Consider the following 14,940-nt stretch of genomic DNA (forward strand, 5'->3'; position numbering starts at 1 on the left):
GACATAATTGGTCACTAGTCAGAGAATGGCGGCTCATACTTTTTTTAAGTAAGGCAACCCATGCTCCGGCACACTCTCTTTTTGTCCGCCACCTGTCTGCTTCCGCTCCTGCTGACCGCTTGCGGTGATCCTTCAAGTGCAGCTGACGATCCGCGTACCCGGCCACCGCTTATCAGGACGGCGGAGGTCAAACCTGCTCAGGAACAATCACGCGTTTTTAACGGCATTGTGGCCGCGCGTTTTCAGGGAGATCTCGGTTTTCGCGTATCAGGTAAAGTGCTTGAACGGATGGTGGATAAAGGGCAAAGCGTCACGCGAGGCCAGCCGCTGCTTCGGCTGGATCCCGCAGACCTGGCGCTACAGGCACGCGCGGCTCAGGATGCAGTGACCGTCGCCCAGGCTCGCGCCCGTCAGACCGGCGAGGATGAAAAACGCTATCGTAGTCTGGTGGGTGGCGGTGCGATTTCCGCTTCGGCTTACAGTCAGGTGCGTGCTGCGGCAGACTCGGCACGCGCCGAGCTGAGTGCCGCTCAGGCGCAGGCGCGCGTAGCCCTTAACGCGTCTCAGTACGTCGTGCTTAGCGCAGATGCTGATGGCGTGGTTGTGGATACACTCGCAGATCCCGGGCAGGTCGTCAGCGCGGGACAAACGGTAGTGCGTCTTGCGCGTGCCGGACAGCGCGAGGCGATGGTGAGTCTCCCGGAGACATTGCGTCCGCCAGTCGGATCGGTCGCGTCTGCCGTCATGTACGGTAGTCAGAGTGTCAGTGAAGCCAGATTGCGGGAACTGTCGGATTCTGCGGATAACGCGACACGTACCTTTGAGGCGCGCTATGTGCTGAGCGGCGCGGCAGCCCGTGCCCCCTTAGGCTCGACCGTGACCCTGCATATCCCGGAATCTTCGGCGACCTCACCCTCGTTGTCGGTGCCGCTCAGTGCCATATGGGATGCCGGACGGGGTTCTGGCGTATGGGTGGTGGAAGGCAAACCCGCCAAAGTGAAATGGCATGCGGTAACGATACTCGGCATCAGCGACGACAGCGCGCGCGTTTCAGGGGCATTTACCGCCGGAGAGCAGGTGGCAGCCCTGGGGGCGCATCTGCTTCATGAAGGCGAAACCGTGCGAACGGCGATGGCTGGCCCTGAGGGGATCGCACCATGAGTCACCATCGCTTTAATTTGTCGGCGCTGGCCGTGCGCGAACGGGCAATCACGTTGTTCCTGATAATCCTGATAGCCGTGGCCGGGGTAATGGCTTTTCTCGGACTGGGCAGGGCTGAGGATCCCCCGTTTACTGTCAAACAGCTGACGGTGATCACCGCGTGGCCCGGTGCTACCTCACAGGAGATGCAGGACCTGGTGGCGGAACCTCTTGAGAAGCGCCTGCAGGAACTGAAATGGTACGACCGTACCGAGACTTATACCCGTCCGGGAATGGCTTACACCATGGTTTCCCTGAAGGACAGTACTCCGCCGTCAGAAGTGCAGGAGCAGTTTTATCAGGCGCGTAAAAAGCTCAGTGATGAGGCGCGTAATCTGCCCGCGGGGGCGATCGGGCCGATGGTTAACGATGAATTTTCCGATGTGGTGTTCGCGCTGTATGCCCTTAAGGCAAAAGGGGAGCCGCAGCGCTTTCTGACGCGTGACGCCGAGAAGCTTCGTCAACAACTTCTCCATGTGCCCGGCGTGAAAAAAGTCACCATTACTGGTGAGCAGGCCGAGCGTATTTATGTCTCTTTCTCCCATGACCGGCTGGCCACACTCGGTATTTCACCGGAACAAATTTTTACTGCGCTTAATGCACAGAACGTTCTGTCGCCCGCAGGTTCGATACAGACGCGCGGACCTGAAATCTTTATCCGTCTTGACGGTGCGCTGGATACGCTGGAGAAAATTCGTAATACCCCCGTTGTTGCCGGTAATCATACTTTACGGCTGGCGGATATCGCCAAGGTAGAGCGCGGTTATATCGATCCCCCGGATTTTCTTATTCGTAATGATGGGGAGCCCGCGCTAATGCTGAGCGTGGTGATGCGTGAGGGCTGGAACGGCCTCGAACTGGGTAAAGCACTAAAACAAGAAGTCAGTACGATTAATGAAGGGATGCCGCTGGGCATGACGCTGACTAACGTTTCCGATCAGGCCGTCAATATCAGTGCTGCTGTCGATGAGTTCATGATCAAGTTCTTTGTGGCGCTGCTGGTGGTGATGGTCGTGTGTTTCGTCAGCATGGGCTGGCGGGTTGGCATTGTAGTCGCCGCCGCCGTGCCGCTAACCCTCGCCGTGGTTTTCGTCGTGATGGCCGCCACCGGTAAAAATTTCGATCGCATAACGCTTGGCTCGCTCATCCTCGCGCTGGGACTGCTGGTTGATGACGCCATCATTGCGCTGGAGATGATGGTGGTCAAAATGGAGGAGGGTTACGACCGTATCAAGGCCTCGGCCTATGCCTGGAGCCATACGGCTGCCCCCATGCTCGCGGGTACGCTGGTCACTGCTGTCGGATTTATGCCCAACGGATTTGCGCAGTCGACCGCAGGCGAATACACCAGCAACATGTTCTGGATTGTGGGGATTGCGCTGATCACCTCCTGGGTCGTTGCAGTGGTCTTTACCCCGTATCTCGGTGTGAAAATGCTGCCTGACATTAAGCCAATAGAAGGCGGTCACGCGGCGATTTACAACACCCGTCATTATAATCGCTTCAGACAATGGCTGACTCTGGTCATCAGGCGTAAGTGGTGGGTAGCCGGCGCGGTGATTGGCTGCTTTATCATCGCCATACTGGGTATGGGGCTGGTGAAGAAACAATTTTTCCCCACCTCCGATCGACCGGAAGTTTTGGTTGAAGTCCAGATGCCTTACGGCACCTCAATTGAACAGACCAGTATGACGTCTGCCCGGATTGAACGCTGGCTGCGTGAGCAAAAAGAGACGCAGACGGTAACCGCGTATATCGGCCAGGGCGCGCCGCGCTTCTATCTGGCTATGGCGCCAGAGATGCCGGATCCATCTTTCGCGAAAATCGTGGTCCTCACCAGAAGTGAGCATGAACGCGATGCGCTTAAACAACGCCTGCGTGACATCGTGGCTGACGGGCTCGCGCCTGAGGCACAGGTGCGTGTTACCCAGCTGGTGTTTGGCCCGTATTCCCCATACCCGGTTGCTTATCGGGTAACGGGACCTGATCCTGACGTCCTTCGCCAGCTTGCCACCAAAGTGAAAGCGCTGATGCAGGCCAGCCCGATGATGCGTACGGTTAATACCGACTGGGGTTCACGGGTACCGGTGATACATTTCGCGTTAAATCAGGACCGGCTGCAGGCTATGGGACTGACACCCGCCGACGCAGCCCGGCAGTTGCAATTTCTGCTCAGTGGTGCACCGGTCACTGCGGTCCGTGAAGATATTCGTTCTGTGGAAGTCACGGGCAGGGCGGCGGGGGAGGTGCGTCTCGATCCGGCTCAGCTTGGCGCACTGACGCTTGCTGGCGCTGAGGGGCAGCGCATTCCTCTTTCGCAACTGGGTGAAACCGAAGTTCGCATGGAAGATCCGCTGCTGCGTCGTCGCGACAGAATGCCGACGATTACCGTGCGTGGTGATATCGCCGACGGCTTGCAGCCCCCGGATGTGTCGGCGTCGATCACGCGCGAACTTCAGCCGGTCATCGCCTCCCTGCCGCCGGGGTATCACATTGAGCAGGCGGGGGCCATCGAGGAGTCGGGCAAGGCCACCCAGGCAATGCTGCCGCTATTCCCGATAATGATTGCCCTTACGCTGCTCATTATCATCGTGCAGGTGCGGTCGATGACGGCAATGGTCATGGTGTTTATGACGGCGCCGCTGGGGCTGGTCGGGGTAGTGCCTACGCTGCTTCTCTTCCAGCAACCCTTTGGCATCAACGCACTGGTGGGTCTAATCGCATTGTCCGGCATTCTGATGCGTAACACGCTGATCCTGATAGGTCAAATTCACCACAATGAGCAGGAAGGCCTTAGCCCTTTCCATGCCATTGTGGAAGCCACCGTTCAACGCGCGCGACCCGTCTTACTGACGGCATTGGCAGCGATTCTGGCCTTTATTCCCCTGACACACTCGGTTTTTTGGGGAACACTGGCATATACGCTGATTGGCGGAACTTTCGGCGGCACAATTATTACTCTCGTGTTTTTGCCTGCAATGTATGCGATCTGGTTCAGGATCCGACCTGACGGTGAGAAGGTTTCTGAATGAATGTCGGGCAGGCAAAAAGGTTTTGCATCACCTGCCCGCATAATGGCCGGTTCTGCCGGTCTTTTAGCCGACTTAATCGGGCAAAAAAAAAGCACCCAATGGGCGCTTTTATCAAAAAAATTTTATATTCTTAAAATTTAATTTATTATGGTTTTTAGTACGAGTGTTTCCCTGGTGTTGGCCGTCCATTGGCCTCCTCACACATTGTTCGGAGCAGTGTGTGAGGTTTCTTTTTCGTTAAAGAAGGTACCATTCATTATAATGGGGCGTAAGTTGTACTTAAGTCCTGAAAAAACCTGTACTTAAGTATAGATGTCGGCATTAAGGGATAAGCAGCCCTCAGGGAGTCAGTATGTTTAGTGCTTTTGAACAAAATCACACGATCACTGAAACATTGAAAGATTATATCGACCGTAAGCTGTGTCCACTAGGCAGTCCCGACTACGCCTATACCGTTGTGAGGAAAAAAAACCCTGCAGAAGTCCTGATCATCTCCAGTTATCCTGATGAGTGGGTCAATCTCTATCGGGCCAATAATCTTCAGCTTACCGACCCGGTAATACTCACCGCATTCAAAAGAACCTCTCCCTTTGCGTGGGATGAAAACATCACGCTGATGTCTGAACTGAAATTTACAAAAATCTTTTCCCTTTCCAGGCAGTACAACATTCTGAATGGCTATACATTTGTGCTGCATGATCAGATGGGAAATCTGGCATTGCTGTCTTTTATCATTGCCGACAATAGCCAGCAAGAGTTGGAAGAGCGACTGACTTCTGAACGTGGCAACTTGCAGATGCTTCTCATCGATATAAATGAACAGATGTATCGGCTTGTTGGCGGTATATCTGCCCGCGGACGTCAAATTACGGCGAAAAAGGAAAATAACATTTTCACTCTTCGTGAAAATGAGGTGCTTTACTGGGCCAGTATGGGGAAGACCTATGCAGAGATTGCGACGATTATCGGCGTTTCAGTCAGTACGATAAAGTTTCATATGGGAAATGTCGTTGCTAAGCTGGGTGTCAGTAACGCCCGCCAGGCAATCAGGCTGGGCGTTGAACTGGAGCTGATTATACCGGCAGCGTCAGCGGCCAGGTAAACAAAGAGTCTGTTTGGCTGTTGAGTCCTGTGGCCATGTTCATCTGATCGTCTTGCCCGGCAGGAAGATAGATCAGATAGATGCGTTCCCGCTCACTAAGAAATGCCTCTTTAAGTGTCTGTATTTTCCAGCCCGAGCGTTTCAATATCGTCAACATGGCGCGACTTACGATGGTATAAATACCAGCATGTCCGTTATCCTGAGCCCAGTTTATCATGGCAAGAAAAAGTGCCTGACTAACAGGATATCGTTCGCCGAGAAGCTCCCGGGCCCGCAATTTATCGACAAAGAAACGGCTCGACTCAACTCCCTCAGAAGGAAGCGGAACCGAATCAAAACACGCACGAAACGTATGGGTTATCATGTTTGGCTGGTCGAGAGCGGTAAAGCGCACGCTGCAAACGAGTTTCCCCTTACACAATCCGAGAATATAGCGTGTTGAGTCATTGTCGAATTCATCGAACTCCATATCTTGGTTGCAAACAACTTCCCATCCCAGACGGTCACTGAAGGTCGTTTTTCTAAGCCGGTAAAGTTCATCTACTCTGGTCATTCTGAGCTCTTCATAGCTCACGTCAAACAGTTCAAGCATCCCATTATCCTGTTAATAAAGCGTTGTATCCCGTAAACCGTACATCATTATCCTACAAAACTGGGCAATCGCAGACCCGAAAATGCACCGAATAACAGGATGTTAGTAAAGTAATAAATATCTCGTCAAATCCCGCTCAATAGGAAATTACAGTTCCGATCCGATATCCGCAACAATACCTGCGCGTTTATTGATTTGACTCAAATCTGAGCAAGGCTTTAATCAGCAGGTATATCTCGCCCGGATCTCTGATTTATCCTGGCAACGATATTGGGAAAGGATCAATCTGGCCGTGATCTCAAAAAGTACGTGGAACTAAAACGGGTCTGTTTGCAGTTGCATTATAAAATACAAACAGTGACAACTGAGGTCCTGCTTACATGAAGATTGTTTTACCGACAGGCACCTTATTGCACCAACGCGTTTTATAATCCCATTTTGGGTCATACAATCCAATTGAAAATAGCCTCTTTTTGTTTTTATCATTACATAACTTGTCAGCTTCATTTATATTCAACCACATAAGTATACTTCCGACACTCAGATGTGAGTAATCCGGATCTACACCTCCATTAGGCACATCAAAATATATCCATTTATCTGACTCTGCCTTAAGTATAAAATCATATGCGCAGGGTAACGAACCATCGATAAAAAGAACATAACCAAAAATCATATCTTTGAAATATGTGAAGAAATCTATCAAAATTTCTTTGCTGTAGCATTTCACATTGTCCTGGAATCTTTTTTTGAAAAGAAGTACATATATATTGGCAAGTTGCTCTGGTTGGAGTTCGTTTACATTTTTAACGACCCCTCCCTCTTTAATGAATTTATTGAATTCATTCCTTCTGTTTTTATGGCTCTTTTTAGAAAAATCATCCTTAGCCAAACATATAAACTTCTTCTTTGGTCTGAACTTGGTAAAAATTGTGTTGTAAAAATGGTTGGAATGGGCAGAAGATATCTTATTTGAACGCCCCGGAAGGAATACTTTCTTATCTACATTTACAGGTAATATGATTTCATCACTCGTTATGGGATATGTTCTCCACAGGTTAACGCCAATCTTATTACTGATTTCAAAAAAACAACCTTGAATGATATCTTTCTCTTTATAATGATAAAAATCTATTTCGCATATTTTCTTATCTAAAAGATACTGCAATATTTTAGGGTGTGTATTTACACTTCCTCCAAACTTGTAATAACTCTGTTGATATATGTCGAATGAAGAACATTCCCAGCCAAATATTTTCTTAAACATTTTATTCATAATTTCAATCTTTTAAAATAAATTAAATTTTCAATTTAACACTATCAACACAAATATTTTAATGAAGTACCCGTTGGCTACTGCTCTTGCAGTTCTTTTGATAGCATGAGGAATGCAAACTTTGAAATAACTTAAACCCTGAGAAAGAGAAAAAACAATGAGTAAACCTAACGGTATTAAATGCTTTTTTTTCATGATTAGTTCTCATTCTATTCAAATGTTAAGCCTAAAAAATCAATTCGTTTATAATACATTTACATTTCAAACAAGTGAATGAACAAGTGGGAAAATTAACTTTTCCAATTTGGAAAAATTGGAATTATGTAGTTAGCTACATAATAAAATAACACAATAGAACTATATGCTATATAGTTACCAGAGCATCATGTTTATCCCTTATTTAAAATTTCATGCTATAGTAAATTTTGTTTTTATTTCTTTGCAGGTGAAACTTGAAATATAATAACACTCGCGAGCTTCGTGATTGGGTGATTTTTATAAAGACAATTGAGAAGGCGAACCTTTCTCTTGCTGCTCGTGAGCTCGGTGTCAGTGTCAGCACCGTGAGCAAGGCTATATCCAGGTTAGAGGATTATGTCCAAACGATGCTGATTAAGAGGGATGCTCGTAATTTTGAAATCACTTCTGCGGGTCATATTGCGTATAGTAAAGCGAAGAATATTACTGAATCCTTTCAGTCCCTGCTGTCTGAATTACAGAATCCTGAACTTTTAATTCAGGGTGACATAAAATTTTCCGTACCCTCTGTAGTATGTCAGTTGCTCGCTAATCATTGGACAAGTGAATATATAATCAAAAACCCTATGGCCAGGGTTGAGATAAAATCACAGGAACTTTTTGAATTCAATCATGATGTAAAAAACTTCGATCATGTAGCACTTCAATACGGAAATATTCAAAGGCCAGAACTGGTACATCGAGAACTAAACTCTGTTGAGCTTATTAGCTGTGCCTCTCCTGAATACATTAAAAAATTTAATATGTTAGACAGACCCGACAGTTTCGAAGGGCATACCTTGTTGATGGTGGATAATTGTAATTTAAAAGATAATATGATTTTTACAAAAGGGGATGAAACAATTTCCTTAGACAAAAATCACAAACCTTCTATTAAATCTAACGATTTCCTGGCTCTTTTCAACTTACTCCTTGAAGGAAAAGGGCTGCTTCTGGGTACACCCAAATGGCTAGCATTAACACATATCCGCAACGGAGAGCTTGTGCAGATCATTCCTGACTGGAAACTGGCTAATATACCCGTCTATCTTGTCTGGATGCACAGACCCTACTATTCCCCTCTGTTTTTAGATTTTATTAATTATGTGGAAAAAAAATGGAACAATTTTAACCAGGTTTATTTAAAATGACCTGCACTCAGGATGTGCTATAACGCTCAGTGAGTCATGCAGGATCTTGCCCCGTTCCCCGTATGTGATCCAGCCATAATCAGGAATACCCGGCACAACCATTGGCGGACTTCAGCAACTGCGGTAAAGGAAGCCTGAGCGCTATACTGTTCAGCATCCCAGCCACCTCTGATGAGCGCCAATTCTGCCCCCGCATATCCCCAGACATTTGCGGGCGAAAAGGTCGATCTCTCTCTAAAGGCGCAGTCGTCGCCCGTCAACCAAAGCATCAGAAACAAAATCCATGCCCAGACGTGGCGTGGATATAAGCCCTGAGCTTCGGTTGCCGCCGCGACGTGTTTAATAGCGGATGATTTCCCGGTTGTTTAAACTTTAGATTGAGTCGGGTTATATACTCTTCCAAATATTTTATACAAGAGGAAATAAGATGCTCAACACCTACATTATTCTCGCCATTTCTATCTGCGCTGAAACGCTGGCCACAACCATGATGAAAGCTTCAGATGGCTTTACCCGGATAATCCCAAGCATGGTTGTGGTGGTGGGATATGCTATTTCGTTTTATGGTCTTTCCCAGGTGGTCAAGACCATGAATATTGGTATCGCTTACGCGATTTGGGCAGGGATGGGGATCTTTTTGGTTTCTATAATGTCATTCCTGTTTTATAAGCAGAAACTCGATCTTCCTGCCATCATGGGCATGGTTTTTATTGCTGTGGGAATTTTGATTATCCAGCTGTTCTCTAAATCCGTTTCCCACTGACTGACTCCCAAGATATCCCGTCAGTGCGCTATTCATCGGCCTCTCTGTTGTCATGCCGTTTGAAGCGAACGCGTTGATACCAGGGCTTTGGTACCGGATGGATGATGCTGCGCAGCGCCCTGGAATAATCCATCACCAGACCTGGCGTCCAGGCCATTGAGATAGCGCGTTTGCGTAACTGAGCGGCAACCCAAAGCTCAGGCATAGTGAGCGTTCTGATTATGGATAACCAGCTTTCAGTACGTCCGGAGAGCACACCATCCAGGGCGTTTTCCAACGCGTAGGCAACACTACTTGAACAGTTGCGGTAGGTCAGGTTATAGGTCTTTGTTAACTTGTAGTCACTCCAAAAACGGTGTAAAGCTGTTCCGTTGTATTTGGTGAAACAAATTTTACGATCTGAATGGCACCATTCTGCTGCCTCGGTGGCATAGTCAGGCTGAAACTTACCCAAAACATCATTATCGCGTGTTGCTTTAAGTGTATTCAGGAACTCCGAGGGCGACCGGTCGATATCTTCCGCTGGGTACAGGCTGATGTAAATACTGTCAGGGACTTCCAGCGCAGCATGGCCGGTTGATATCACACCTTCCGAGTCTACTGCGGCTATGTAACGGTTGATCACCGGGCGTGGAATAGTCGATGCGCTGGCTGTCCCTTCGGGCGTCCATATATGAACGGTGAGGGGTTCGCGAAAATCAGTAATAACTTGCGTAGCAACTTCTGACTTTTGCGTGCCACTTTTTTTCAACTCAGCACCTATACCTTCAGGCGCTAAAAGTTCGAATACAGAAGTCCCTTCCTGCAGTCGCATAACCCGAAGAGCAAGGCGAACGGTATGAATACCGCTGAAAACCATCAGTGTTCCCAGGAAGAAAGAGACCGTAGCCTTGTAATGTGTTGGGTAGGGACTGAATATGAAAATGGCAAAAAAGATTTGTGCCAGGCCGTTCAAAAAAGAGCTCTTCCAGTTAGGGAAACGCACAATCCACGCCGAGAAAACCACAAACAGACCAATCACGAAATAGGCAAATCCGAATACAATCGCCAGGAGCAAATTGCTATAAGACTGGTTTGATAAGATAAGAAGCGAGACGAAGCAAAAGATGCCCCCCTTAAAGTAGAGGAGCGCTTTTTGCGCACCGATGCCTCCTGACGCTATGCTTAGCGTCACTAAACTTTACGTGAGCAAAAGCAAACCAAAAAATCGCAGAGGGAAGTACGTCACCCCGTCCAGACCGTCGAGGAAGATGGCCAATCCGAACAGGCTCCACAGGCTCCCAAACAGGATCAGATATTTGCCCCAGTAACGCATAAAATCAACGCCGAACAATAATAATGCAATCTGTATCACAAGTCGGTCTCTCTTTATTAAATCATGACGTCTGAGTTTAAATAGCCAAATCGTAATGGCTGGACTGCCAGTTCCCGACAATAATCAACGAGTCAGCATTTGCCATGGTGATACCGCCGCTGTCTACCAGCGTTAGCCACTCAGCATTATTCGACTTAATACGAAAAATGACGGTATCGTGCTGGCTCGACATCGAATTAAACCAGTGTTGATTGAGTTTTTCTCTGTCTGAAGGATGTACATGACTTAGCACTTTCTCAACCGTATCGAACTCTGTCAGAGAAGCAGAATCCAGCAGCGAAGAGAGATCATTTTCCCAGGTAAACTTGCCAGTTTCAGGCTCAAGTCTGTAAAGTACGCCGTTACCTGAAAGCCTGCCTGTATCTGGATTGAAACGGGTTGTCGAGCGTCTTAATACGCGTACAAATACGATGAGCAATGCTGTCGCAGAAAGATAGCTTAGCGCCAGTAGCAGTGACTCGACGAGGCTAAGGTTGCGCAGAAAGAACGGACCCTGATGCATGTCGGTAAAATGGATGACAATCAGCCCCAATACCAGCAGGCCGATGGATCCTCCACGGTTGCCCCATACCAGGGCGAGCATCAAACTCAGGACAATAGGCAAGCAGGAAAGGGCGAAATAGAGCGCGGGAGCTTCGGTTTTAAGCCATGTGTCACTATAGCCGAAAATAAATACGGTCAGGGCACAGATCGATAGCAACAAGGCAAGGCCTCCCAGCAGCTTCGTCCAGGGGAGGAAAGCCTGATAGCCACGCTTGTTCACGAAACCCATCACCACAGTTGTAGCAAAGAAAATCCCGGTCACGTCAGCAACGAAACCGTTCCAGATAGTTGTCATTATCGGCTGTCCGCTGAAGAAAGCGTAACCTCCCGCCACGATTAGCGCATCCAACATGCTGATCACAAAAGTGGAGCATATCCACAAAATAATGACGTGCAGATCATCACTTGGCCGCGCGAAACGCCGGACGATCCAGGCAATGAGAACGTTGGCTGGCATTTCGAGTAGTGAATAACCCACTGAGATAAGAAAAGTGGGGAGATTCTGCCAGGCCCGGTCCTGTAGTACGCTCGCCAGAACAAAGATAAGGATAAGCGCGGGATAATGGCGCCAGCGAGCAGATAAAAAGGCTGCTACCGCCACGCCAGGAGGAAACCACACGATAGCAATCGCAGAATTTGTGTCGTCAAATTTGAGAGACATCAATCCCGATAAATAATAAACCAGCCCCCATAAGAGCAGGATCGCAGTTTGCTGCAGCCAGGAGGGGATATTCGTTTTCATTTCTGGTCAACTTTGGGTCAGGTAAAGGACGCAGCATCGCTGCTGTGGATCGTTAATTAACATAAATTTTAACAACCCTTTGCTGAAATTACAAAATCAGCTCCTCACAGGATATTTCAGGAGCTGCATATTTCGAAGTGCGAAAAGCGGACGTCCCGGCTGAAAGAGAAAATTGGATTTTATAAGAATTTCTTCATAAATATCCGGCTTGTTCCTTCCGGCGCGCAGTCAATACGCCCAAACTCTTCCCAACCGTGTTTTTTGTAAAAATCAGGAGCCTGAAAGCTTATCGTATACAAAAATGCTGCAGTGCAGCCCCTTCTTCGCCCTTCATCCTCGAAGCGATTTAGGATCTCTGTGCCAAGCCCCATTCTCCGCAGCTCTGGTGGTAGATAGAAAAGATCTATAAAAAGGAGGCCCAGTGAGGAACGTCCTTGCATTCCTCCAAGAACTTCACCCGTTTTCGTTGATTTTAGTAATACCGATAATGGCTTACGATCACTGATCCCCGTCATTAAATCGTTGAAATCATTAAGCCCTTCTTCAATGGGTAATAATTGTTCCGCATCAGCATTTTCACAAATCTCAAAACTTATCTCTTCAACAGTGCTATTCATTTCAAATGGCCTATTCGTTGTATAAATAACTGTTTAAATATACAGTCGTAAATCCAAAATCCCAGCTTTTTTTCTGTTTTGCTCTGCCACTTGCACTAAAGCATGCTTCGGCCGTCCATCTGGTGAGATGAAATATCTTACCGCCAGCTTTGAGCAAAAGCCGGTATAGGCTCTTTTTCGGGGCAACAAGGGCTGTACTTCATTCAGGTTAAATGTATTGAATCCGGTATTTGCTCAGTGTTATAAGAAATGAGCAGTATTTACGATTTCTGTTGTTTCCAGTGCCTGATTTTCATCAAATAAGTTAAGGTCAGAAAATGATTAAGTCAGTTCGGCCAACAACCACAGTCACCACCACTACCGGAACCTGCGGTGGTGTGGGCGTATCTGTGACTGACTCCTGACAAAACAGATCCTCACTCCCCGCCAATCCGGACGGGGAAGAAAATCTCTCCGTTCATAATATTCTGAATGGAGAAACATTATGATTTCATCTGAAAATGCACTTATCGTTATCGATATGCAGCAAGGACTTTTCCGTTGCCCGACATCTCCGCATTCAGCCGGAGCGGTTCTGACGAATATTTGTCTGCTGATTGCAAAAGCAAGACAGGCTCAGGTGCCCGTCTTTTTCGCCCGCCACACCGGACCCAATGACTCTCCCTTATCTGAACAAAGTCCGTTAACACAACTGATACCTGAAATGGACGTGAACGTTGAGCGGGATATCGTATTTATTAAAAAGCACCCCAGCTGTTTCCGCGATACCGGCCTGCAGCTTCAGCTCATCCAGCGAGGCGTGAAGCGGGTGTTTATCGCCGGGATGAAAACAGAATTTTGTGTCGACACAACCTGCAGGGTTGCCTCGGAACTGGGATTCAAAACCGTGCTGATTTCAGATGCGCATACAACAATGGATAACGAATTTTTATCAGCAAATGAAATTATTGCTCATCACAATGTCACGCTGGCCGGGCCGTTTGTGACTCTGGCAACTGCCGATAACTTGAGATTTGCTCCTGACAAATGAGTTTGAGCGGAGAGCCGTCCGCAGGGCGGCTGAATAATCCATTGTCGTTTCTGCCACGAACCTGTCGGGTGAGTATCTGGTTGATATATTTGGTATCATCACATTTTAAATCATGCCTGAGACCTTATCTGATGGGTATAAACATAAGACCAGCACTTGTTTCTGATGTCGGGAGTATTTTCGATGTGAGAACGTCGGTGATAGAAAATCATCTCAGTCGTGAGGAAATGCGGCTGATGGGGATCACTGAAAGCGTTGTGGCAGATATGATCCTGAAAAACCCTTGTGCCTGGGTAGCAGTTGATAATGAAAATATTATCGGTTTTTCAATGATTTTACAGGATGAAGGCTGCCTCTTTGCGGCATTTGTTCGCCCGGAATATGAAAATAAAGGGGCAGGGCGTAAGCTTGTTATGGCTGCTGAACAAGAGTTATTTAAACACCATGATCTAGTCTGGCTGGAAACTGATAAGAACAGCCGTGCTGCGAAATTTTACAGACATCTCGGTTGGGGTAATGACGCGGCTATTAATGATGTTGATATCAGATTAGAGAAAAAGAGAAGAGCATTCTGTAATTCAATTGTACGCAAAGAGAGTTAATGCGTTATGCCCCTTTATAGAATCCTGTCAGGCGGGCAGTGAGAAGAGAATGTCGTAGTATCACTTGAATTTGTGAAAATAATGTATAAATGACGTCCGTGCAATACTCAAAGAATTTGACACTTACTCTTTTATTTTAACAAAAACACTCATCACCATCAAGATAATTGACAATACGTTGCTATAATTATAAAAAGCAGAGAGCCTTAATCAACAAGGAATGATTTTAGTATGAATTTTTATGGGATAAATTATCTGCAAACGCAGTCAAATATAAATGATTACCTTAAGTATGTAATTATTTTCAGTACATTGTTTGTTTTGATTGTCGTTTTCAGCTTGTATATGCGTCATCGCCTGCAGACCCGATATCGGGATTTGACGATTATTGCTTTTTTGTTTTTGCTGTTCGTTTCAGGTGTTCAGTATGCAGATTATGCAAACAGTGAAAATATTCACTCCCAGTCGTCGCAAATGGTTAATTTTGTCACGTTATTATCAAAAGAAAAGGATGTCAGCATAAATGATATTTATTCCAGCTCAGTGCAGTTATCCGATGGCGTGATCGTTAAAGTTAACGACGGCTATTACCGTGTTAACTTAAGTTCAGATCAAAACACCTATAACTTAACGGACGTCTGGTTAACAAACCCGGAAGTTAACATCATAAAATAACGA

12 protein-coding genes and 1 pseudogene are annotated in these 14,940 nt (G+C 47.0%); 8 read left to right on the top strand and 5 right to left on the bottom strand.

What is annotated here, in order from left to right:
* Positions 1 to 60 precede the first annotated feature (60 nt).
* The 3 genes from ACJY2G_RS17430 (at position 61) to ACJY2G_RS17440 (ending at position 5,334) form a co-directional block, all read left to right on the top strand.
* Positions 61 to 1,161 (top strand): efflux RND transporter periplasmic adaptor subunit, encoded by a 1,101-nt coding sequence (locus ACJY2G_RS17430; RefSeq protein ID WP_430319380.1) that lies wholly within the window; start codon positions 61 to 63, stop codon positions 1,159 to 1,161.
* Entirely contained in the window at positions 1,158 to 4,232 is a 3,075-nt protein-coding gene (locus ACJY2G_RS17435) for an efflux RND transporter permease subunit (protein WP_430319379.1), read from the top strand. Before ACJY2G_RS17430 ends, ACJY2G_RS17435 begins: the two co-directional genes overlap by 4 nt.
* Positions 4,233 to 4,584: 352 nt before the next feature.
* Positions 4,585 to 5,334 carry a LuxR family transcriptional regulator gene (locus tag ACJY2G_RS17440; protein WP_430319378.1) on the top strand — a complete coding sequence of 250 codons (750 nt, stop codon included), beginning with the start codon at positions 4,585 to 4,587 and terminating at the stop codon, positions 5,332 to 5,334.
* Here ACJY2G_RS17440 and ACJY2G_RS17445 read toward each other — a convergent pair.
* Complete coding sequence (locus ACJY2G_RS17445) at positions 5,306 to 5,926, bottom strand: acyl-homoserine-lactone synthase (RefSeq protein WP_430319377.1); 621 nt, start codon at positions 5,924 to 5,926, stop codon at positions 5,306 to 5,308. The two genes, ACJY2G_RS17440 and ACJY2G_RS17445, sit on opposite strands and share 29 nt — an antisense overlap.
* A gap of 376 nt (positions 5,927 to 6,302) precedes the next feature.
* The gene (locus ACJY2G_RS17450) at positions 6,303 to 7,202 is read right to left on the bottom strand and encodes a hypothetical protein (protein ID WP_430319375.1); all 900 of its coding nucleotides are present in this window, start codon (positions 7,200 to 7,202) and stop codon (positions 6,303 to 6,305) included.
* Positions 7,203 to 7,654: 452 nt separating this feature from the next.
* On the opposite strand from ACJY2G_RS17450, the gene ACJY2G_RS17455 reads away from it, so the two are divergent.
* Positions 7,655 to 8,590: a LysR family transcriptional regulator gene (locus ACJY2G_RS17455; RefSeq protein ID WP_120163414.1), complete on the top strand. Its 936-nt coding sequence runs from the start codon at positions 7,655 to 7,657 to the stop codon at positions 8,588 to 8,590.
* 427 nt (positions 8,591 to 9,017) lie between these two features.
* Positions 9,018 to 9,353: a DMT family transporter gene (locus ACJY2G_RS17460; protein WP_113876495.1), complete on the top strand. Its 336-nt coding sequence runs from the start codon at positions 9,018 to 9,020 to the stop codon at positions 9,351 to 9,353.
* 28 nt (positions 9,354 to 9,381) lie between these two features.
* On the opposite strand, the pseudogene ACJY2G_RS17465 reads toward ACJY2G_RS17460, so the two are convergent.
* The 3 genes and pseudogenes from ACJY2G_RS17465 to ACJY2G_RS17475 all read right to left on the bottom strand — a co-directional run bounded on the left by ACJY2G_RS17465 (position 9,382) and on the right by ACJY2G_RS17475 (position 12,630).
* Positions 9,382 to 10,707 (bottom strand): annotated as a pseudogene (locus ACJY2G_RS17465) (MFS transporter).
* Between the two features lie 37 nt (positions 10,708 to 10,744).
* Entirely contained in the window at positions 10,745 to 12,013 is a 1,269-nt protein-coding gene (locus ACJY2G_RS17470; protein WP_430319373.1) for an MASE1 domain-containing protein, read from the bottom strand.
* A gap of 179 nt (positions 12,014 to 12,192) precedes the next feature.
* Positions 12,193 to 12,630, bottom strand: a complete 438-nt coding sequence (locus tag ACJY2G_RS17475) for a GNAT family N-acetyltransferase (protein WP_430319372.1) — start codon at positions 12,628 to 12,630, stop codon at positions 12,193 to 12,195.
* Positions 12,631 to 13,114: 484 nt separating this feature from the next.
* Between ACJY2G_RS17475 and ACJY2G_RS17480 the strand changes: the two genes are divergently transcribed.
* From ACJY2G_RS17480 to ACJY2G_RS17490, 3 genes are all read left to right on the top strand, one after another.
* Entirely contained in the window at positions 13,115 to 13,660 is a 546-nt protein-coding gene (locus tag ACJY2G_RS17480) for a cysteine hydrolase family protein (protein ID WP_430319371.1), read from the top strand.
* Positions 13,661 to 13,896: 236 nt separating this feature from the next.
* A complete protein-coding gene (locus ACJY2G_RS17485; RefSeq protein ID WP_430319370.1) occupies positions 13,897 to 14,262 on the top strand; it encodes a GNAT family N-acetyltransferase in 366 nt (121 codons plus the stop codon).
* Positions 14,263 to 14,493: 231 nt separating this feature from the next.
* Positions 14,494 to 14,937, top strand: coding sequence for a DUF3290 domain-containing protein (locus ACJY2G_RS17490; protein WP_430319369.1), 444 nt, complete (start codon positions 14,494 to 14,496; stop codon positions 14,935 to 14,937).
* The last annotated feature ends 3 nt before the right edge of the window (positions 14,938 to 14,940 follow it).

Origin of the sequence: Rahnella sp. ATs2 (assembly GCF_051851855.1) — a bacterium.
In the GTDB taxonomy this organism is placed as follows: domain Bacteria; phylum Pseudomonadota; class Gammaproteobacteria; order Enterobacterales; family Enterobacteriaceae; genus Rahnella; species Rahnella variigena.

Excerpts from the sequence above, each read along its gene's own strand:
- ACJY2G_RS17460 (WP_113876495.1), top strand. The coding sequence starts at position 9,018 with ATGCTCAACACCTACATTATTCTCGCCATTTCTATCTGCGCTGAAACG.
- ACJY2G_RS17430 (WP_430319380.1), top strand. The coding sequence starts at position 61 with ATGCTCCGGCACACTCTCTTTTTGTCCGCCACCTGTCTGCTTCCGCTC.
- ACJY2G_RS17490 (WP_430319369.1), top strand. The coding sequence starts at position 14,494 with ATGAATTTTTATGGGATAAATTATCTGCAAACGCAGTCAAATATAAAT.
- ACJY2G_RS17470 (WP_430319373.1), bottom strand. The coding sequence starts at position 12,013 with ATGAAAACGAATATCCCCTCCTGGCTGCAGCAAACTGCGATCCTGCTC.
- ACJY2G_RS17450 (WP_430319375.1), bottom strand. The coding sequence starts at position 7,202 with ATGAATAAAATGTTTAAGAAAATATTTGGCTGGGAATGTTCTTCATTC.
- ACJY2G_RS17485 (WP_430319370.1), top strand. The coding sequence starts at position 13,897 with ATGGGGATCACTGAAAGCGTTGTGGCAGATATGATCCTGAAAAACCCT.
- ACJY2G_RS17440 (WP_430319378.1), top strand. The coding sequence starts at position 4,585 with ATGTTTAGTGCTTTTGAACAAAATCACACGATCACTGAAACATTGAAA.
- ACJY2G_RS17435 (WP_430319379.1), top strand. The coding sequence starts at position 1,158 with ATGAGTCACCATCGCTTTAATTTGTCGGCGCTGGCCGTGCGCGAACGG.
- ACJY2G_RS17475 (WP_430319372.1), bottom strand. The coding sequence starts at position 12,630 with ATGAATAGCACTGTTGAAGAGATAAGTTTTGAGATTTGTGAAAATGCT.
- ACJY2G_RS17480 (WP_430319371.1), top strand. The coding sequence starts at position 13,115 with ATGATTTCATCTGAAAATGCACTTATCGTTATCGATATGCAGCAAGGA.
- ACJY2G_RS17445 (WP_430319377.1), bottom strand. The coding sequence starts at position 5,926 with ATGCTTGAACTGTTTGACGTGAGCTATGAAGAGCTCAGAATGACCAGA.